Annotated in this window: 16 protein-coding genes; 5 read left to right on the top strand and 11 right to left on the bottom strand. The window is 53.1% G+C overall.

Going from position 1 to position 21,391, the window contains the following annotated elements:
• Positions 1-68 precede the first annotated feature (68 nt).
• From M9H61_RS18555 to M9H61_RS18565, 3 genes are read right to left on the bottom strand one after another with little or no spacing between them, the layout of a single operon-like run.
• The gene (locus M9H61_RS18555) at positions 69-1,265 is read right to left on the bottom strand and encodes an aminotransferase class I/II-fold pyridoxal phosphate-dependent enzyme (RefSeq protein WP_250282226.1); all 1,197 of its coding nucleotides are present in this window, start codon (positions 1,263-1,265) and stop codon (positions 69-71) included.
• Entirely contained in the window at positions 1,262-2,572 is a 1,311-nt protein-coding gene (locus tag M9H61_RS18560; protein WP_250282227.1) for an MATE family efflux transporter, read from the bottom strand. Before M9H61_RS18560 ends, M9H61_RS18555 begins: the two co-directional genes overlap by 4 nt.
• 47 nt (positions 2,573-2,619) lie before the next feature.
• Positions 2,620-3,702, bottom strand: coding sequence for a GNAT family N-acetyltransferase (locus M9H61_RS18565; RefSeq protein WP_250282229.1), 1,083 nt, complete (start codon positions 3,700-3,702; stop codon positions 2,620-2,622).
• A gap of 318 nt (positions 3,703-4,020) precedes the next feature.
• On the opposite strand from M9H61_RS18565, the gene M9H61_RS18570 reads away from it, so the two are divergent.
• A complete protein-coding gene (locus M9H61_RS18570; protein ID WP_250282231.1) occupies positions 4,021-6,630 on the top strand; it encodes an amino acid adenylation domain-containing protein in 2,610 nt (869 codons plus the stop codon).
• Positions 6,631-6,643: 13 nt separating this feature from the next.
• On the top strand, positions 6,644-7,954 hold the full coding sequence (locus tag M9H61_RS18575) for a lysine N(6)-hydroxylase/L-ornithine N(5)-oxygenase family protein (RefSeq protein WP_250282233.1): 1,311 nt from the start codon (positions 6,644-6,646) through the stop codon (positions 7,952-7,954).
• 62 nt (positions 7,955-8,016) lie between these two features.
• Here M9H61_RS18575 and M9H61_RS18580 read toward each other — a convergent pair whose 3' ends face one another.
• The 8 genes from M9H61_RS18580 to M9H61_RS18615 form a co-directional block, all read right to left on the bottom strand.
• Positions 8,017-8,580, bottom strand: coding sequence for a sigma-70 family RNA polymerase sigma factor (locus tag M9H61_RS18580; RefSeq protein ID WP_101245634.1), 564 nt, complete (start codon positions 8,578-8,580; stop codon positions 8,017-8,019).
• 226 nt (positions 8,581-8,806) lie between these two features.
• Positions 8,807-9,598, bottom strand: coding sequence for a siderophore-iron reductase FhuF (gene fhuF / locus M9H61_RS20700; protein WP_101245635.1), 792 nt, complete (start codon positions 9,596-9,598; stop codon positions 8,807-8,809).
• Positions 9,595-11,604 carry a Fe(3+)-hydroxamate ABC transporter permease FhuB gene (gene fhuB, locus M9H61_RS18590; protein WP_371922194.1) on the bottom strand — a complete coding sequence of 670 codons (2,010 nt, stop codon included), beginning with the start codon at positions 11,602-11,604 and terminating at the stop codon, positions 9,595-9,597. The genes fhuF and fhuB overlap by 4 nt, the downstream gene beginning before the upstream one ends.
• On the bottom strand, positions 11,601-12,542 hold the full coding sequence (locus tag M9H61_RS18595; RefSeq protein WP_250282235.1) for an ABC transporter substrate-binding protein: 942 nt from the start codon (positions 12,540-12,542) through the stop codon (positions 11,601-11,603). The genes fhuB and M9H61_RS18595 overlap by 4 nt, the downstream gene beginning before the upstream one ends.
• A 14-nt stretch (positions 12,543-12,556) precedes the next feature.
• A complete protein-coding gene (locus tag M9H61_RS18600) occupies positions 12,557-13,354 on the bottom strand; it encodes an ABC transporter ATP-binding protein (RefSeq protein WP_206926921.1) in 798 nt (265 codons plus the stop codon).
• Between the two features lie 96 nt (positions 13,355-13,450).
• Positions 13,451-15,910, bottom strand: a complete 2,460-nt coding sequence (locus tag M9H61_RS18605) for a TonB-dependent siderophore receptor (RefSeq protein ID WP_250282237.1) — start codon at positions 15,908-15,910, stop codon at positions 13,451-13,453.
• A gap of 177 nt (positions 15,911-16,087) precedes the next feature.
• Complete coding sequence (locus tag M9H61_RS18610) at positions 16,088-17,095, bottom strand: FecR domain-containing protein (protein ID WP_250285081.1); 1,008 nt, start codon at positions 17,093-17,095, stop codon at positions 16,088-16,090.
• 102 nt (positions 17,096-17,197) lie between these two features.
• Positions 17,198-17,770, bottom strand: a complete 573-nt coding sequence (locus M9H61_RS18615) for an RNA polymerase sigma factor (protein ID WP_250282239.1) — start codon at positions 17,768-17,770, stop codon at positions 17,198-17,200.
• Between the two features lie 150 nt (positions 17,771-17,920).
• Here M9H61_RS18615 and M9H61_RS18620 point away from each other — a divergent pair, with 150 nt between their 5' ends.
• The 3 genes from M9H61_RS18620 to M9H61_RS18630 all read left to right on the top strand — a co-directional run bounded on the left by M9H61_RS18620 (position 17,921) and on the right by M9H61_RS18630 (position 21,388).
• On the top strand, positions 17,921-18,694 hold the full coding sequence (locus M9H61_RS18620) for a 4'-phosphopantetheinyl transferase superfamily protein (protein WP_250282240.1): 774 nt from the start codon (positions 17,921-17,923) through the stop codon (positions 18,692-18,694).
• A 383-nt stretch (positions 18,695-19,077) separates the two neighbouring features.
• Entirely contained in the window at positions 19,078-19,863 is a 786-nt protein-coding gene (locus tag M9H61_RS18625; protein WP_250282242.1) for an ImuA family protein, read from the top strand.
• Positions 19,751-21,388, top strand: coding sequence for a DNA polymerase Y family protein (locus M9H61_RS18630; RefSeq protein WP_250282244.1), 1,638 nt, complete (start codon positions 19,751-19,753; stop codon positions 21,386-21,388). Before M9H61_RS18625 ends, M9H61_RS18630 begins: the two co-directional genes overlap by 113 nt.
• Positions 21,389-21,391: the final 3 nt, after the last annotated feature.

A 21,391-nucleotide genomic window follows, 5' to 3' on the forward strand; every position in this document is an offset into this window, starting at 1 on the left:
AGTCAGAAATGCAAAAGGGCGCCATTTTGGCGCCCTTTATTATTAGGAGCGTGGCACAAGCCTTGGCCTTAACTGGTTCCCCCGGCATCGATTGCCTGTTTTAAATCTGCGAGAAGGTCAGACGGATTTTCCAGCCCGCAGTAAATGCGCACAAGTTGCGGATCCAGCTGGAAATGACGAAACGCACTGATTTCATATTTCTGGTGCAGTACAGCAGCCGCAGGAACGACCAGACTTTCAGGTCCCCCCCAACTTACGCCTAACCTGAATGTTCGAAGGGCGTTGCTGAAATTCCGAATGTCGACCGTCTTATCAAGAATGATGGAAAACAGGCTCGAATGGCCATGTAATGTACGTTTCCCGCAATGGTCACTGAACCCGGTATAGAGCACTTGGGAAACCTTAGGGTGCTGGGTCAGGCTTGTGGCCAAATACTCGCCGGTTTGAGCGTGTCGTTGCATGCGCAGCTCAAGTGTGTCGAGGCCGCGGAGCAAAAGCCATGCTTCAAACGGACCGAGTTTTCCGCCGAGATAGGGGAAGGTTGAACCGTTGATTTTATTGATCAGGTCCTTTCGTCCGGTGACGACGCCGGCAACCGTGTCGCTGTGACCAGACAGGAATTTCGACGCGGCATGGATGACAAGATCGATACCGTGGTCTGCCGGGCGCTGAAAAACCGGTGTGGCCCACGAGTTGTCTATAACGGTGATCACGTTTTTCTGCTTTGCAGCTTGGGCCAGGTTTTCCAGGTCCTGGAGCTCAAATGTCAGAGACGTCGGGCTTTCAAGGAACAATAGTTTTGCACCTGAAATGGCGTCAATTACGGCATCTGTCTTGGTGCCATCGACATAATCGATGGCGACCCCCATTGGTCTGAGCATGGTTTCAAAAAGTCGATATGCATCGGAATAGACATTGTGAACGGTGACGATCCGGTCTCCCGGTTCGACAAGTGCCATGACAGTTGCACTGATCGCCCCCATCCCGCTTGCAAAGGCGCGGGATGCTTCGGTGTTTTCCAATCTTGCAATTTCCCGTTCAAATGCCATTACGGTGGGGTTGTCACCACGCGCATAGATGGGGCCGCCAGGATTTCCGGCATAGGCATTCGCCATGTCGTCAAAGTCGCGAAATGCAAATAATGACGTTTGATAGATCGGCTGGGAAACCGCCCGGAAGTGACGCTCGTAGTTGGGATCAAATGCGCCGTGATGCCGGGTCTCGTGGTCTTGCAGCGGAAGTGGCTTTGAAGGCAGCTCGTTCATGATGAAAGCTCCTTGATCAAGAGTGTTTTGCGATCAGAAAACGTCAGAGAAACAGCAAGGAGTGCTGTCAGACCGGCCGCAAGCGCAGGTGCCATGACAATTCCGTCCAAGCCAAATGCCATGGGCAAAAATAAAGCTAGCGGTATTTGAATGTAGCCCTGTGGTGCCATGCTGACGATGGCAGCGCGCCGCGCATTATGAGCAGCCTGAAACCGCGATACCATTGGCTGATAGATGCCAACAAACGCGATTTGTATGGCAAGGATATCGAGCAGATGCGCACCAAAGGTGATCAATTCCGCTTTGCTGACGAAGGCCGCAATCAACCAGTCCCCGAACAGGAAGGCAACAACTGCGCAGGTCATCGAAAAGCCCGCGCAATAGAGAAGGATACCCTTAAACACAGCCTCAAACCGTGCCTGATTACCAGCACCCGCAGCGTAGCTCAGGATCGGTTGCGCACCCAGGCAAAAGCCGATGATCGGAAGAATGGCAAGAAGCACAATACGTAACGAGATGGCCAGTCCAGCCAGTTCTTCTTCGTTGCCATGCGTGGTGGCGGCCTGCATCAGAACGGCAAAGCATACTGATGCCAGAATGGTGGTTGTACTGGCTGGAATGCCAAGCTTGCCAAACGGTATGAGGGCTTTGCGCCAAGAAAGTGTGCGAAGGGCCCCGACATCGGGATGTATTCGGCCAAGGCGTCTTTTGAAGTAATAGACATACGCACAAAGGGCTGCGATCTGCGAGATGATCGTTGCCCAAGCCGCCCCTGCCACCCCCAAATCCAATCCGAAGATGAGTATCGGGTCCAGCACCATGTTCAGACCAAACGATCCGAGCAAGGTATACATCGAAAACCGACTGTTACCTTCGCCGATTGCAATGAAATCGCAGACGATCTGCAACAGCACCAACACAGAGCAAGCCCCGAGAATTCGCATGTAAATGGAAGCTTCGGTGAAAACCGCGTTGCGCGCACCGAGCAGATGCAGAATTGGGCCGTTAAACAATGTGATCAGGATGGCAACGGTAACACCAAAGCCAATGGCCAGAGCCAAGGCAAGGGACGCGCTTCTTGCGGCATCATTGACATTGTCTCTGCCAAGAGCGCGACCGATTTCGGTTGAGGCCGTCAAACCCAATCCGTGCCCGATTGCACCGACCAGCATGAAACAAGGAATGGATAAAGTTACGCCCGCCATCGCACTAAGTGCATATTGGGAAACAAAAAAGGCGTCGACGACCTGATTGATGGCATTGATCGAAAGCCCTGCCACAGATGGCAGGGCCAGTCGCAGGATCAATCGCATGATCGCCGGATCATTCAGGTCCGGAAGAGCACGCTTTCGCATCAGGAAGCATCCTCATCGCGGACAAAGTCCGGAACATACAGCCGGTCATCAAAGAAGCGTTCGCGCAGCAACATGACAAGAAGGGACGTCTTGTGGGGGAAACGAACCTGTTTAATGCCGGCAAAGCCCGAACGCAGAAGATTGCGGATTTGCTGATTGTGGCCGGCATCAGGTTCGCCAACAATGCGCTGCGTTCTTGGGTCATCAAGGAACATGTAATGCATCAGAGACGGCAGCCATGCGGTCAGATATTCCTTGCCGCGAAATGTTTCTTCACCAATGGCAACATGCCAGCCGCGATCAAAGTCATCTGCATCATAATGTTCGCCAAGGCGATCTTCTTGTGCCCAGTAAAGCTCGAAATACCCGAACGGGATGTCGTTGAAATACCCGATCAGCGGTTCGGTTCTGGGGTCATCCAGTCGGCTTTGGATGAAGGCTTTGTGCTTTTCCTCTGAGCCGGATTCTTCCCAGAAGACGTCGACGCGCGGGTCATTCATCCATTTATGGAAGCACCCGAGATGACGCCGGATATCCGCGCGTTCGAACCGGATTGTTTTGTCAATCCAGGGGATGTAACGCGCATAAAGTGTGTGCGAGGCACTTGGACGACGGACTGGATGACGACGTCCGTTGGTTGACGTGTAACTCAACGGGAGAGGGTCGCGTTCGGGATGAGCCAACCAGTTCAGCGTCAATTGATAGAGATTGCGTGAACTGACAACAAGGCCGTCATTGGAATGAGAGATCAAACCGCTGCGAACCATGTTCGCTGTCCATTCCGGGTCCAGTTGCGGCGGAAGTTTGATTTCAGACCGGGAAGGATGCGCAATCAGAAGCGCCTCGCCCAAGGCAGCCAAACCCTGGGCATCCAGAACGTTCAATGTCAGGCTTGCGACATCATCAAGGATGATCTGGTTTGGTGACAGGGTGAAATAGAAGTCGTGATTTTCACTTTCACCACATAGCTGAATATGTCCGTTCTCGATGGAAGAGCGCCATTTTCCCGCGTTCTGAAAGTGCGGAATTACAAGTTTTCGGGATGAGTTTTGAGTTGGCGTTTCTAATGCAATGACATTCATGTCCGGATCTCCTGATGTCGAAGTTTCCAACCCGGTTGGGTTCGTTAAGTCGCTGTAGTCCGGACGGATGAGGGGATGCGAAGTTCAGGTGCATTTTTTCGGTTCGAGATGCAGAAACTTCTGAACTTGGCGCGCGACGGTTCGTCTTCGGTGCAAATGCTTGAAACTTGCTTTGCCAACGTGGAGACGGCCATGAATGGTTCTCAGGCGGTAAATGCCGCGTCCTTAAACCCATCAAACGAACCGATGTCAAAGCCCGGCTTTCGTTCAATTTCAGACGATGCTGTTGGTTTGCCATGGGCGGTGGAATCCTGGGGAATGACGGGATATCCGCATCAAGTCATTGACCGTTTTTGTAGTGACGATCCCGACCGCCCGGTCATCCTGACAACAGATGAGGTTTGGTCACGAAAGCGCCTGAAACAAACGTCAGATGCGATTGCATGCGCCTTGATTGCCAAAGGTGTCGGGCGTGGTGATGTTGTTGTTGTGGCGCTTCCGAAATCGGCAATGGCGATTGCCGCCATTCTGGGTGTCTGGAAGGCGGGCGGGGCCTTTGTTCCCGTGGACCCACAGCACCCCGAGACCAGAAATCAGCACGTATTGAAAGATTGCGGTGCACGTTATGCTGTTACCACCGGCAGGGATTTGACGGTTCTTGGTCAGCAGGCGCTTGACGTTGTTCTTGTCGATGAGCTTGACATGTCGGAAGCCGATTTCCTTGCCGTCGCCCCGCTTGCCGATCAGCTTGCCTATATTATCTACACGTCCGGTTCGACTGGTAAGCCCAAAGGGGTCATGGTGGATCATGGCCCGTTGATTGACCATCTGAATGCTACCGGGCCGATCTATCTGATGGATGAAGATTCGCGAGAATTGCCGTTTCTTCCATTTTCATCGGATGGCGGTCATGAACGCTGGATCGTGCCGTTGATGGCAGGTGGCAGTATTTTGTTGCCTGACCAATTGCTTTGGACGCCGGAAGACACGGTTAACGCCATTCGCAAACATGGGGTGACCCATGCTTCATTTCCGACCAGCTATGTCCACGAGTTGGCAGGATGGCTTCGCGAGAAAGGTCAGACTCTTGATCTGACACTTTGTTCCTTTGGCGGTGAAGCGATGCCAAAGGAAACCTTCAACCGGATTGCGCGGGCCATCAATTCTCGTTATCTGATCAACGGTTACGGTCCGACGGAAACCGTGATGACACCCATGTTGTGGCGTGTCGATCAGGACCGGCTTTGTGAAACCGTTACAGCCCCGATCGGAAGACCGGTCGGAGATCGTTGGGCCTATATCCTGGATGCGGATGGCAACGCGGTCGCACCCGGCGAAATCGGTGAGATACATCTTGGCGGCTATTGTGTTGCGCGTGGCTATAACAACTTGCCTGAAAAGACCGCCGATCTGTTCATTCACGATAATTTTGCGCTCAATGATCATGCAAGAATGTATCGCACCGGTGACTTGGGCCGCTTCCTTCCCGATGGCATGATCCAGTTTGCCGGACGGGTCGATGATCAGGTTAAAATTCGTGGACATCGTATCGAGCCGGCAGAAATTGAAACAGTTTTGCGCGGCTTTGACGATGTTGCCAACTGTGTTGTCATCGCGGCTGAAATTGCTTCACGGTTGGAACTGATTGCCTATGTCGTGCCGCGTTCCGGGGCATCGGTTGATACACGATCAGTTCGTGCGCGTTTGCAGGACCTGCTGCCAAGCGCCATGGTTCCTGGCTACATCATCGAAATGACGATGTTGCCGCTTAATGCCAATCATAAGGTCGACAAATCACAACTGCCGCTGCCGCGTCGCGAGGGGGCCATAACCAAGCCAGCCAATGACGACGAGGCCGCTTTGCTGGAAATTTGGAAATCCGCGCTGGGTCTTGATGAAATCGGCGTGACCGATAATTTCTTTGAGATCGGCGGGAATTCGATAACGGCCCTGCGTGTATTGGCAAAAGTTCGTGATCAGTTTCCTGCACGTGACGCTGAAATTACCGATCTTTTCAACTTTCCGACCATTCGAAGCTTTTTGTTGGCGCTGTCTGAGCCTGACTGCAAGCCGGGCGCGGATATCGTGCATTTGCAGCAAGGAAAGTCCGATCAGCCGGTCCTTTATTGCTTCCCCGGGCTGCTTGTCAGCACACGCGAATATATGAAGCTGGTGAAAAGCCTGGGCAAGGATCAGTCCGCTGTGGGCTTCATGTGCCACTCGCTTACAGACAATCAGGAACTTGATGTTTCGGTCACCGATATCAGTTCGCGTTATGCAGAGCTGGTTTATCGGGAAGCGAAGGGACGCACCTGCGCCTTTCTGGGGTGGTCCTGGGGTGGTTTGCTTGCATACGAAGCTGCGCGAATGTTGGGCAACGACATTGATTTGCGCGTGATCGGGATGGTCGATGTCTGTGATATGGACGATGATTTTGATTTGAACGCACGGCCAAAATTCCAGCCGGGGCAGCGTGCCGAGATTGAAGGGCGCATTCGGGCCTGGTTACAGAAAACCAGGATGCGCGAAGAATGGGAACGGCTTCTGGCGCTGATGGATGACCTTGCCTATGCGCAGTTTGTTCATTTTGTGGGGAAAAGCGAATTCGGGCTGCCCACGGACGGGCCGGGGATTGGCACGCGCGAACATACGTTCTGGGTGCTAATCGATAATGCCCTTGTTTTCCGCCGTCACGAACTTCGGCCCTATGACGTGCCGATTGCTTCATGGCTTGCCGGCGATACGGTCAGTCGAAAACTTGATCTGATTGATTGGCAGTCACTTTCACGTCTTGCCGAAGCCCCTGAACATATTCCCGGAACGGATCATCTGACCATCATCGGTGATCCGGCATTCCACAAGCGGTTTGGCAAACGTTTGACGAACGCTTTCGCACAACCAGCCGATATTAAGTTTTCAGGCAAATAGAAGGACTTGAACGATGGATAAATTGGATCTTGTCGGGATCGGAATTGGTCCTTTCAATCTTAGTCTTGCTGCGCAGCTCGACGGGGTTGCTGATGTGTCTTCAATCTTTCTCGAGCAACGTTCTGAATTTGCCTGGCATCCGGATATGATGCTGCCCGGTGTCGAGCTTCAGACGTCGTTTCTGAAAGATTTGGTGACGCTGACCAATCCGACCAGCAAATGGTCGTTCCTGTCTTACATGGTCGCCCGGAAACGCATGCTTGATTTTATGAACGCCGATTTCTCTGCTGTGCCAAGGCGGGAATTCGCAGCTTATCTGAAATGGGTTGCAGACCATCTTGATGGTTTGGCCTTTGACAGTTCAGTGCGCGAAGTCACGTTCGATGGTCAGGACTTTAAGGTTCGCACGGATCATGCAAGTTACATTGCGAACAATCTTGCCATTGGTGTCGGCAAGCCTGCATTTGTTCCGGCCTGGGCGCGCCAGTTGCCCAAGCATAAATGCTTCCACACAAGTCAGGCAAAGTCGAATTTGCCAAAGCTGCGCGGCAAGAAAATTGCCGTCATTGGCGGGGGGCAGAGTGGTGCTGAACTTGTTGAGTATCTGCTTGGTGGCAACATCAAAGATGTTGAAGAAGTTCTCTGGTTGTCGCGGCGCGACAATTTCGAACCTCTTGATGATACTCCTTTTGTGAATGAATATTTCACCCCCGGATATGCCGATGTGTTCGCAGGTTTGCCGGATGCCTGCAAACAGGATCTGATGTCTCGGCAAAAGCTTGCCAGTGATGGTGCATCGCTTTCGACGCTCAAGTCGATTTATCAACTGCTATACCGGCAGCGTTACCTGCAGGAGGGCAATGTTGCCGGCCGGCTCCTGCCGCAACGTGAAGTCTTTCAGGTTCAGCAAGACGGCGAAGCAATGAGGATTGCTGCCCGGAACGGGCTCAATCAGGATGTCGAGTTCTTTGATGCGGATGCGCTGATTCTGGCAACCGGTTATGAAACAACATTGCCGGAATTCATGGCGCCACTGCGTTCACGTCTGGAAGTGGGGGCGTCTGGTGCGTACCGTCTGGATGCGGATTTCCGTGCCCAATGGGATGGACCATCGGACCGCAACATCTTTGTTCAAAATGCCGGCAGGATCGATTTGGGGATCTTTGAGCCTCAATTAAGCCTGATGGCTTGGCGAAGTGCCAAGATTGTAAATGCACTGACAGGCAAGAACGTCTTCAATCTCGATCAAAATCCACCGATTGTTGACTGGGTTGCCGGAAGTGGTGACCTGGCTGGTGGTGCCGTCGTGCAAGCGTGGGGCTAGGGATTGCAAACTGAAACCTGCAGCCTGTTCGACGTTGGGAACAGGCTGCAGATCGCTAAACCTTATGCCGGACGTGTCAGTTCTACATTATGAAGAGCCTGACGGCATCGCTGATCGGCCTGATGGATATATGCGCAAACAGATGCTTTGGAGACGCCGATATCCTTTGCTATGACGTTTTGTGCGAAACCATCCACGCGGTGACGGTAAAATGCAGTGCGCACGTGCGATGGAAGTTCCTTCAACGCATTTTCGATGATGCGTAGGGCTTGGCAACCACTTAGGCGTGCCTCCGGGCAGTTGGCGTTTCCAGCCGGACAAAATTCGGTTTGGTCACTGTCAGCGAAAAGAGTGCGTTCGAACGTAATTTGGCGGACCTTGTCGATTGCCATGTTTCGTGTAATTCGCGTAATGAAGGCACTTGGTGTGGTGACCTCGTCATCGATCTTTGCTGTAAGCAGTTTGGCATAGGTATCTTGAACAATGTCATCTGCCAGATGGGGACATTTTACGATAGATCGCGCCACGCGTCGCAATTTCCCTTCTTGATTTTTGGCGATGGTTAGCAAGGCTTGTCGTTGAAGTTGGCCTTTGGGAAGTGGATCAGTTTGGTTCGCTTGATGCATTTCCAAGTGTCTCCGTTGGCTTGCTCGTTAGTGAAAATAATAGTCACTTGCAAATCTGGGACGTGGTTTGCACTCTCCACTGGGTCGATCACCATTTGTCATTCGGACGGATCTGACGCACATCAGATCCGTCCGTTGTTCATATGACGGGATTTTCGCAGAGACTCAGTAAGGAATTCTGCAGTGCGGATCTATGCCGCAGGAAAGCGGGCTACCTAATGGAAATCTAAAGCTTTGCCAGCGGGCAGGTCGGGCAAATGTCGACGGATGTCAGCAGGTAGCGAAGGCAACAGACGCGTCTTGATGGACTGCCATCCTCGGATTGTTTGGTGCTATATGGATTTGCCATCGGGTTTCGATTGCCATCAGGTCGCTTGGCATCGCTGATCAATGGCAAAAGCGATATCCGGGTGTTTTTCAGGACATGTTTCTCAACGTAAGAAACAACAACACCGATATTTGACCAGAACACTTTTGGTGAGACCTTTGACGATGCAGCCAGTGACGCAACCATCGGTTCGAGATGGCCGTCAATCAGGCTTTCAAGATGTGTCCAAGGATCAGGTGCAGCTGATTGGTCTTTCATTTCAGACAATTGCCAATCTCGAATGTCGAAGCCTGTAGGACATTGATTGTCATCTGTTTTCAGGCTGACGAAACCGGGCTGAAATGGGAGTACGACTTCGCCCGCCGCGGCCATAACCAGCATCGGGGATAAAAATATTCCGAAATACCATTGTGACCACATCGAAATGGCAGCCCGGCGATCATCATTCGGATATTTTGCCTGGCAATAGTGATCAAGAATTGGTGCGAGACATTCAGGATCATGGAGTGCGAAGCAGTCAATTCCGTTGCTTTGCGCGGCCAGAATATGATGTCGGTCACCGAGCCCCTGATAGGGACCCTGAAACAGGTCGGTCTTGATATTCGACAGTGCGCGGGTGATAGGTGCATCGCCGACGGAAGAAGAAGCGTTGTTTTCAGAACCGTTCTGGAGGGGAAGCGAGTTCATCATGTTGCACCTCTTCCGATGCGTAAAAGCAGCCAGACCATGATTGGTCCTGCGATGATGGCCGCCATCAGTCCGGCCGGGATTTCCCAGGGGAAGAACAACATCCGCCCAAGCCAGTCAGCGGCGATCATCAAGGCCGCCCCGATCAGTGCTGCCCCGATCATATGCGACAATGCATGACGCAATCCGGCCAGTTTTGCCAGATGTGGTGCAATCAGACCCGCAAAGCTTAGAGGGCCGACCAATAAAGTTGCCGCCGCTGTAAGGATCGATGCAAACAGCAACATCACCCCGCGCGAGAGTGAAAGATCGACACCAAGGGACTTTGTTGTCACCGGCCCCAATGGAAACAGGTTAAGCCAACGGGCAAAGGCCGGCAGGACGGGCAAGGAGGCAACCGCGATGCTTGCCAGTATCGTCGCACGGTCAAATCCAAGGCCGTAAGTAGACCCGGAGCTCCAAGCCAGCAGGCGTGTTGCACGGGGATCACCACCGGCCATCAGAAATGCGATAAATCCGTCAAACAATGCGCTAATCGCTATACCTGCGATCAAAATTCGTTCCGGTGCATAGCCGGACTTGCGGGTGAGCGCAAAGATCGCCCCCAAGGTGATAAAGGCGCCAATCGTTGCGCCCGCGATTTGCAACCAGGCCGTTGGGGCATCCATCGAAAACACGATCGCGATCATCCCGATTGCCGCACCTGCACTGACGCCAAGGCTTTCGGGACTTGCCATCGGGTTTGCCGTCATGCGTTGTAGCACGGTACCTGCAATCGCCAGCATGGTCCCGGCTGCCATCGCACCGAGAATACGCGGACCGCGCCAAGGCCAAACGGTTTCAAGCGCGCCATTCCATTGAAGTTCCCAGTCACCGTGAACGTCACGACCGATCAAGATCGCACCCGTCACCACCACGAACACACCAGTCAGAACAAGCAAATGGTTTCGAAGGTGACCCCGGTCAGCTGTGCTGACGGCGATCGTGTTTTGCGGCGGTTGTGCATCACTTCGAAGTTGCCGGATCAGGATGATCAAAAGCGGGCCACCCAGAATACCCGTCAGGGCACCGGCTGGTACCAGTGTCCCGATATATCCAGATAAAACCTGCACGCCCTGGTCTGCGGCACATAACAGCAAGGCGCCAAAAACCGCAGACATCATAAGTTTTGTTCGTAATCGCCTGATGCCGAGCATACGTGTGATGGCTGGACCTGCCAGTCCGACAAATCCGATGATGCCAACTGCGGCAACAATTGTCGCCGTTAGCCAACACCCGATCAAAAGACATAGCAGTCGCAGTCGCGCTGGTGATGCGCCAAGGACTGTTGCCTGATGATCACTGAGATTAAGCATCTCAAGCGGGCGGGCCAGGGTAACTGCAATTGCGGCGCCCACCATGACCTTTACGGTCAGTGGTTCAAGGATATACCAACCGTCTTGGGTAAGGTCGCCACTCCCCCATATAAAAAGACTTTTGAGCCATTCATGGTGGATGATCGCCAGCGCAGTTGTCACTGCCCCGCAATAGAGCGCGATGATCATGCCCGTCAGGATGACGATCAACGGCGAAAAGCCACTGCGACGCGCCAAGGCAAAAACCAGAAATCCGACACAGAGGGCGCCCAACAGTGCGATCGTATCCTGACCAATGACGAGTGCGCCTGGCACATAAAGGGTCACCAGTGTCAGCGTCAGCTTTGCGCCGCCTGCAAGCCCCAAGGTAGATGGTGATGCCAAGGGGTTCTTTAACGTATGCTGAAACAGTCCGCCGGCAATCGCAAGCCCGGCACCCGCGACAAGCGCAATCAAAAAGCGGGGGACCCAGCCCTGAGTGAGCAACAATGATCGCGTATCGGATCCGCTGGCAAGGTCGATTATTTCGGTCGGATTCAAGCTGCCGACCTCAATGTCGAGCGACAGCAGGGTTAACACAGCTGAAAGGATGCACAGCACAGCCGGAACCGCATTTAGTTGGATGGGGTGTCTTCGCATGGCTTGGCTTGTCATGATGCGAATTCCCCATGATCTGCACTTTGCGCTGTCAGGCTGCTGGCAAGAAGGTCCGCAAACCGCCCGGCGGCATAGAGCCCACCAAATGTTGCAACTGGTGGCATCGTGATCAGTCCAAAGCGCTTGATGGAGGGGAGCTCCGAAAGGATCGGGCTATATTGAATGGCACGGTCAACAGTGTCGGGAACCGGTTCGATCGCGATGAGAGCTGCGTCTGAATATTGCGCGATCTGATCAATTGTTACGGTGGCAAAACCCCAGTGATTGGTGGGACCTGTCCAGGCATTTTTGATGGGAAGTCGATCAATTACATTCTGCATCAGGCTGTTTTGCCCATAGACGCGCATATGGCGCGGCGAAAGCATGCTGGTGACAAGCACCGAGCCGGCCCGCGACGTGGTCAGCCTGCTTGCCGCCTGATCTATCTGACTTTGGGTATTGGAAATCAGTGTATCGGCAGCATGCGGGTGCCCCGTAACGTCAGCAATTTTTCGTGCCGCTGCCATCGCATTCAGGAAGGGTGTTTTCTTCCTGTCGTAAATGTCGATTTTCTCAATCGGGGCCAGATCGGAAAGACTGGCATATTGGTTTGCATAGAAACTGCTGGTCAATATCAGGTCAGGCTCAAGTTGCGCCAATCTTTCCAGGCTTGGTTGAAAGCGTGCCCCAAGATTGATGACGCTTTCCGGAACTTCCGGCTTCTGAACCCAGGCGCGATAGCCAGGCACATCGGCCATGGCCAGTGGAACAATCCCCATGGCAAGTGCGGTTTCAGCAATTGCCCCATCGGCGATGACCAACCGTTTGAGAATGTTCGCCATAGCAGGATGTGCGAAGGTTACAGGCAGAATTGGCGCGAGCGTTGCGAAGGTGTAGGCACCTGTAATGCCCTTGAGAAAAAGCCGTCTGGAGTATGCGCGATGGTTTTCATGCATTGAAATTATCCCCATCACACATTGGCAAGGGCAATCGGGTGCCCGTGGGCAGGGTGGGGATGCACCAGCATATCCATACCAAAGATGGTGCGAAGCATGTCTGACTGCATGATTGTTGAAGGCGGCGCATCTGCAATCAAATGACCGCCTTTAAGAGCGACAATCTGATCGGCAAATCGGGATGCCAGATTGATGTCATGCAAGACCGCAATAATGCAAAGGCCATCCTGTTTGCAAAGCTGTTCGAGTAAAAGCAGGATTTCGTATTGATGCGAAAGGTCCAATGCGGAAATCGGCTCATCAAGCAAAAGACAGGGGGCTTGCTGTGCAAGTGTAACCGCGATCCAGGCCCTTTGGCGTTCGCCACCTGAAAGTGTGTTGACCGCGCGTTTGCGAAGCGGGCCTAGTCCAGTCAAAAGGATAGCGCGTTCAATAGCTTGTTTGTCATGTTCGCGCAGGCGGCCAAACGGTCCATGCCATGGGTAACGTCCAAGCGCAATCAGCTCTTCGACGGTATAATCTGCGCCGTGCCCCGGGTCCTGTGCAAGATAGGCAACGCTTTTGGCAAATTCGCGCGCACTAAACTGTTCCACGTCATTCCCGTCAAGCGTGACAGACCCACTTGTTGGTTTGTTCAGTCCGGCGAGCATTTTAAGTGCGGTGGATTTTCCGGACCCGTTATGTCCGACAATCGCGGTCAGGCAGCCTGCACGAAAAGTCACGGATATGTTGTTAAGGAGTGTCACACCCTGGGCCGTTTCAAAGCTGGCCTTTTGCATTCCAAGGACAGCGGGACGATCAGATATATCCATGGCCATAATTTGCTCTCGATAAACGCAGAAAATCCGCGGTGAACGCGGATTGCGAGATTGGGTCCGGGGCGCAATCGCGCGCCCCGGAATATTCGGTTACCAGTCGTATTTCAGAGTTGCGGCGATGGTCTGTCCTTCGATCTGGTAGCAGTAACCATTGTTACAGATACTGGCATCGTTATCGGCAAGGTTGGTGCCGTTAATCGCAAGGGTCAGGCCTTCAAGCTTGTTACTAAGTGCCGCAAAGTCATAGCGGATCGCAGCATCAAGCAGCGTATAGGGCTTGTTCTTGCTCGTGTTGGTATAGTTGGCATAGCTTGAGTCGGTGTAGCGAACACCGGCACCAAAGCCCCATCCATCAAGCGGGCCTTCATTGAAGGTGTAGTTTGCCCAAGTGGATGCTGTTTTTTCCGGTGTTACGAGCGGGGTATTGCCGCGATAGGAACCTTTGACGATTTTGGCATTGTTGTAGGAAAGGTTCCCGACCAGGCTAAGGTTTTCGGTTACATTGGCGCTGCCTTCGACCTCAAGGCCACGCGTTTCCAGTTTGCCGATTGAGTCATAGTACGAACCGATAGACCCGCTATAGCCAGCATAGCGGGCGACATTGTCCTCGGTCAGGCGATAGGCGGAAACCGTGAAGAAGCCATCAAACCCGAACGGTTCGAATTTGATTCCGGCCTCATACTGCTCGCCCTCGGTCGGGGTGAGCATTTTGCCTTCGGAATTCTGACTGGTACTTGGCAAAAAGGACGTACCCCAACTGACATAGGGCGATATGCCGTTATCAAAGGCATAAAGCGCACTGACGTTAAAGGTCGTTGCCGTGTTGTAGTCGGTCGAACCTTTATTGGTCAGTCGGCTGATACGTTTGCGTTCAGCATAGTCAAACCGCACACCACCATTGAGATGCCAGTTGCCAAGTTCAATCTGGTCCTGAACATAGATGCCAGATTGATTGTAGGTTACGTCATCAAATGTTGTGTAGGCTGGCGTCGTGCCGGAAATCGACCGGTTGGGATCATTGAGATAGAAGATGTAGTCACTGAGTACACCGCTTGAACCGAAACGGTAATCCGACTTGGAATACATCAGATCAAGACCGGTCAGGACTTCGTGTTTGGCATCGGCGGTCTCGAAAGTCGTGATGACCTGGTTGTCGACCTGCGCGCTCCAGAGGGTTTCCTCAACTGCCTGTGCAGCGCGATGGTATTCCGTATTGGAGTTCTTCCAGCCGCCGCCGGTCACGCCGCCGGTCAGGTAGCGTGCCTCAAGATCGAAATACCCGAAGCGCGCTTTCTGCGCCAAAGTGACAGGCGCGTTGTTCAGGTCATGGGTCAAGTCATAGCCTACCTGGAACTGATCCTGCTTCTGGTAGTCGTAATCCGCGTCACTGGTCCGGTAATCAAGGATCGCGCCATTAAGGTTCAAAAGGGTTGCCGAGGCGTCCGTTTCGTCATGCTGGAAAAGGGTATAGATGGTCAGATCGGTATCCGCGTTGGGTTGCCAACGAATTGTTGGCGCGAACATTTGCCGATCATCCTGAATTTCGTTGCTGGTTTCGCCAAAGCGCGCCATGCCGACAAAGCGTGATGCCCAGGTCCCGTTTTCTGTCAGGCCAAGATTGTAATCAAATCCGCCTTCGTATGAGTCGGTGTTGGTGAAACGGCCATAGACATTGTTTTTTGCACCAAGGTGGGGGCGTTTGGTAACACTGTTGAGCAAGCCACCCGGTGTTGATTGCCCGTAAAGAGCCGCGGTGGGACCCTTTACGATTTCAAGCTGTTCAAGGCTGTAGGGTTCTGTGCGAAACGTCGCATAGACGCCTGTCATCTGGCGTAGGCCGTCACGGTAATCGCCATAAATATGCACAGGGTAGCCACGAACATAAACCTGATCAAAGCGCGGATCATATCCGTAATTGTTGGTTGCTACCCCGGCGGTATAAGCAACTGCATCTTCGATGCTGGCAACGGCGCGGTCTTCGATTTCCTGGCCTGATACGACGGAAATACTTTTTGCTGTTTCAATCAGGGCTTTGCTGGTTTTTGTACCTGCACTGCTTCGCGTGGCGACATAGCCATGTGCGAGGTCCTCTGAGTCCTGGGCGTTTGCTTCGACATAGACCGGGTCAATGACGTTTGCTCCGCTGTTGTCTGATGTTTCCAGCTTGGTAAGGGAAACCGTATTCTTGCCAGTAAAGCGATAGCTGACGCCACTGCCGGAAAGAAGGATTCTCAATGCCTCTGCAGGGGAATGCGTGCCGTTAAGGGCTGTGCTTTGCAATCCGGCAACCCGATCGACATCATAAAAGAGTTGCAGATTTGTCTGGTTGGCGAAGGTCAAAAGCGCCTGATTAAGGTCCTGAGCCGGGATGGAAAAATCGATTGCGGATGATGTGTCACTTTGCGTTTCTGTATTTTGCTGCGCGGTTGCAGGCGTCGATACCCCGGCAACAACAATACCCGCAGCCAATGCGACCAAGCTGACGCTATGTGCCAGACGATGGCCAAACCCGTTTACCAATCCGGCTTTGCCGGTTTTTATTACCTGCATTACGCAGACCCCCATTCTCGAAAGTTTTTCCGTAACGCAAATGATTGTCATTTGCTTGTATTGGATGAGACGGGATTTGCGTTCAGACTCAGTAAGATAAATTTCAGTTTTTTTGATTTTTGGGTCGATAAAGACCAGAAGCCCAAGAAAAACGGGCCTCCCAGAATGCAGAAATCCTTAGTAAAGAACGGTCATTAGCGGGGTTATCGAGATATTTTGTACCCCAAGTTCCCGTGCAATCAGTTCCAGTCCGGCCTGGGGATCGGTCATGTCAAAGACACCGCTGACAAGCTTGCGTGCCGCAGTCTCGTTCGCAATCATGATTTTGCCGCGCTGGTACCGCGAGAATTCCGAGACAACTTCGCGCAGTGTGACGCGATCAAATATCAGTTTGCCTTTTTGCCAACTAAGCGCACGGTCGGGTTTGATTGTGGACACCGGGCTGATTGAATGGCGGTTATAACGGACGGCCTGATTTTCCGCCAAGATCGCTATTTGTTCTGATGTTGCCGAGTTTGGCTTGACTTCAACCTGATGTTCCAACACGGCAACATTGGTGTGGTCATCAAAGCTGTTGACGATAAACCGTGTGCCCAACGCCTGCACCTGGCCATGCGGCGATGTGACGGTGAAAACACGTTTGTTCGCACGTTCCATCGGAACAGCTTGAAAATCGGCAAGCCCGCTAATCAATGCGATGTTTCGGATTTGATCGGTAAACTGAACCGCGATTGCACTATCGGGGCCCAGGGTGACGGTACTGCCATCCTCAAGTGTAATGGCCTGCACTTCCCCGACAGCAGTGTGATAATCAGCGCTGAGGAAAATGGTCGGGTCACCAAACATAATGCGCGTAGAAGCAACCGCCAGCAGCAAGCTTGCGGCAAGTGCGACGTAGCTCCAGCGGCGTTTCTTTGCCGAGGGGGCCTTGGATGACGGTTTTGCAGGATGTTTAAGCTCGACAACCTTTGGTGAAGGGCTTTCGGTTGTGCGATCTTTTGATCGGATTGCTTCATCCATTACAGCAAGCGCGTTGTTGGCCTCAATGAAAGCTTGCTGGTTTTCCGGTGCGGCATTCAGCCAATTGTGGAGCTCTTCATGTTCAGATGTGCTGAGGTCGCCATTGATCATTTTCGCAACCCAATCGGCCGCGGCCAGATCAATGTTTTTCTGTGTTTCTTGCATCTGGCTCACGTTACCAACCCGCACTTGCCGACAACCCGGACAAAGCGTCCTTATCTGTTGGACGATAAAACTGCAAGAAATGCGTAAAAATTTTGTGCAATTTCATGACCGGCTTTCCCGCATGCGCTTCATCACATGGGCAATAGCGCGCGCGACATGTTTCTGCACGGAGCTGTCAGAAATGTCGAGCTGTTCAGCCGTTTCGCGATAGGTCAGCCCTTCAACGCGCACAAGAGTAAAGATTTCGCGCGTTTTTTCAGGCAGCTCATCAAGCGCGCGGCGTACATATTCAAGCTCAGACTGCCCTCCGACGATCTGTTCGGGCGAGGGTGAATTATTGGGAATGACATCAAGGGGAATGTCATCGGCACCGGCAACCGGGTTTCGCTTTTGTGCCCGAACGTGATCAATCGCAAGATTATGGGCGACGCGGTACAGGTAGGAACGGACATGGGTGACTTCGTTTGCCTTATCGGGGCTGGCATGTTCCGACACACGCAAAAATGTCTCCTGTGTCAGATCCATTGCTGTATCTGCATCACGCAAAAGGCGTGTCAGATAAATCTGCAATTCCCTTTGGTGAGACTGAAAGAGTTTTTTGAGGTCCGTTATTGCCAAGTCACATACCTGACTAAGGTGATGGGTTTTTATGGAGTTATCAAAAATAATACTCATTCGCAATTAATTAGTTGTGCAGGGTGTATGAAATTTGCATCCTGCACGTGTGTAAGGTGAATGTGTGTGGTTGCCTGAATACAGCTTGGGAAAGCAGCCATCTTCGTCGGGCCATACAGAAGCAGTCTGAAAAGTATGAGGTTAACCGTCATGTTTCCGGAAAGCTGCGCCGTGCAAAAACTGGCATTAACCCGTAATGGAACCTTCGGAGGCTTTGGTGCCCCGGATATTTTGAAAGCGACCATTGCAATAATTGACAGGCAACGCCTTGGTCCGCAGGAAATCGAAAGTCTGGCGAGCAGATATTTACATACACACGAACAGCAAAGACGGCTGTCTTTCGAGTTTCCTCAGCGACGTGACAGTTTCACAATCGGACGGTTGGCTGCGAAGCTTGCTTTGAAATGTCATCTCGATGATGTGTCACCACATGATATCGCCATCGGTAGCGGTGTTTTTCACCAGCCTATTATTATGGGTACATCTGTCGGGTGTTGTGAACTTGGTGTGTCGATTTCTCACTCCGACGAGATTTGTGTTGCCGTTATTCACCATAAAGGTCACCCGATCGGCGTCGATGTTGAGCAATTGGCAGAGGCCGACATTGTGCCCGTTCTGAGTGATATTGACGCGAGTTTGCGGCAACAGTTCTTCGAGCTTTCTCTGAATGAGCATGAGGCAGCATCCATACTTTGGTGTGCACGCGAAAGCTTGGGCAAGGTGCTGACAACAGGTATGACTGTGCCGCCCAAACTGTATGAGCCGACCTTAGTATCGGAAGTCGGGGCAGGGGTCAGATTGAACTACAAGACCTTCACACAATACCAGACACAAGTTATGCCAATTGACAAAGCATGGTTGGCGATAACGCTTCCTGCGCAGACAAAAATTGATTTCGGGTGGCTGGAGGCACTCAGCAGTTGACGTGCCTCAACTATCTATCCCGGACGGATCTAGCATGTTGAAAATGTGTCGTGTTTTCTGTCACTAGGCACATTTTCCTTCATCCACTGTCTGTTTGTTGGAGTACTGTTATTGTCACAACGTTTGCACGGTTCCCTTTGCGTGTTCTTGCCAGCAGGCACCGCAGATGGATAGGCCCGCTTTCCTCCATCGCCCCCAGTCCATCTGAAAGCTTTTGATTTGACTCTGATATCGGGCGTTCCTAAATAAGAACAAATAGAGAACATTTGTTGTGTTTGGGTAAGATGCTTGCTGAACGGATCAGGGATGCTCGGGCTGTCTTGGCACGGGCCGAAAAAAGTTGGAGGGGAAATGTATCCTGTTTCCCCGGCAAAGCAGGCGGTGTGATCGGCTGCCTGTTTGGCGGTATGGCCTTGTCACGCAATATCAGCATCGGCGGTTTTGTGCCGGTTGGTATGCATGAGGTGATCTGTGCCCATGATGGTGGGGCGGCGGCGATTTTGGCCTGGTATCTGGCCCGGATTGCTCCGCAAGAGCAGAGGGAAGGGCACGGAAAATTACAAGGCTGCGAGCAAGACAGATCGCAAGAAAAACCGCAAAACAGCGCACAGGACCATGCCCAGTCAAACCGGTCTGTTTTCTGGGTTCGGCAAAGGCGGGCGATTGATCAGGGCGGGTTTTATCATCTGGCCTTGCCGGTCGGGCAGGCAACGGATCCGCCGCCCTTGATGATGACAGTCGATCAGCAGGATATCGCCTTATGGAGCTGTGAGGAGGCCGCCAAATCCGGGCAGGTCGCATCGATTATTCTGGAAACCACCGATTACGACCTGACATCGGCAAGGCGTCTGCAACTGGCCTGTGAGGCGGGTGGAACCCGGATGATTGTTTTGCGCCGGGCATCTCATGGCGGGCGGCTGATGCCATCAAGTGCACTGACACGCTGGAAGATCGAACCGGCCCTAAGCACGCCAGACACCAAGACAGGGAATATTCATCATCTCAGCCTGATCGGGGGACGCGGGGTCCGACCGGGAAGCTGGAAAGTCAAAACCGATGCATCAACGTTTTCTTTATCTGTGGTTGACCCACTGGAAGACGGATTGTCAGAAAATCAGCAGAACCACGGCCGATACCCGCCACAAGGCGGACCAGGACGTGTCATCTGAAAACAGCAACCCTATCGGGCAGGCAGATGATGCTGACGGGCCACATGTCATCACGCGCGCCGATCACAAAGGGGTTCTGGTGTGCGGGCTGAATGCCCGGGCCCGGGACGCCGGATTATACGGGGGCATGCGTCTGTCCGATGCGCGCAGCATCCTTCCCGCTTTGCACGACAGCCCCGAGGATGAGGTGCTGTATGACATGCATCTGGCGGGATTGATCCGTTTGATGGATCGATACAGCCCCTGGGTCGCGCCGGATCGGGAATTGCATGCGCACGGCCTGCAAGGCGATGGCGGATTATGGCTGGAAATCACCGGCGGCAGTCATTTGTTTGGCGGGGAAGCCGCCATGATCGGTCACATCCTGCGTGATGTGAAATCCCGGGGCTATGGTGCCAGAATTGCCATTGCCGATACGGCCGGGGCCGCCTGGGCCGCTGCGCGTCATCATCCCGGTGCGTCGACCGAGCATATCCTGTCCTTGCCCGCCGATCATGAAATCGCGGCAGGATTTCCGGTTTCGGCCCTGCGTCTGTCAGATGACATCATCGCCCTGTTGTCGCGGCTTGGCCTTAAGCAACTGGGCGATATTACACCCTTGCCGCGCGCCAATATCACCACCCGGCTGGGACCCGATGTGTTGCGCCGTCTTGATCAGTTTTATGGGCGCTTGCCCGAACATCTGAACTTCAAATTGCCCGATACTCCCTGGCTGATCAAACAAAGCTTTGGCGAGCCGCTTGGCGATGCGACCAATCTGGCACTGGCGATCGAAGACATGACCGGCAAGCTGTGCGAGATGCTTGCGGCTGAAAATCTGGGCCTGCGGCGGATATGTGTCCGTTCGATCCGGGTGGATGGTCATGCCCATACCATCACCACGACAACCGGGACCCCGTGTCAGTCAGCACCGCATATTCTGCGATTGCTGGGCGAAAAAATGCCCGGTGTCGATACCGGTTTCGGTATCGAGCAGATCATTGTCCATGCGCCGTGGGTCGAACATGTCGCCTTTCGCCAGGCCCGCCTTGACCATCAGCAGGATGACAGCAGTGACGGGCTTGCACTGGGGCAGTTGATTGACCGGATTTGTCATCATCTTGGTCCTAATGACATTCTTTATCGTCCGGCCCATCACGCAAGCCACATGCCCGAACGGGCCGCCATTCGCCAATCCCCGGTTGGCGGGGCAAGGCCGGCACGGCTGCCAGATGCCCCCTTGCCAAAACGTCCTGTCAGATTGCTGGAGCCCCCCGAACCGGTGGAAGTCATCGCACGCAGTACCAATGGCGCGCCAACGCGGCTGCGCTGGCGCAAAATGATTGTGGATATCGCCTGTGCCGAGGGGCCTGAACGCATCTGTCCGGAATGGTGGGGGCATCTTGATGACGATCATTACGCCCTGTCGCGAATGACACGCGACTATTTCCGGATCCGTGATCAGAAAGGCCGGATGTTGTGGCTGCTGCGCACCGGACATGCGGGGCAGGATATCTGGTCAATCCACGGGATTTTTGGGGGATGATGC

Origin of the sequence: Thalassospira sp. GO-4, assembly GCF_023588965.1 — a bacterium.
Taxonomy (GTDB): Bacteria; Pseudomonadota; Alphaproteobacteria; order Rhodospirillales; family Thalassospiraceae; genus Thalassospira; species Thalassospira povalilytica.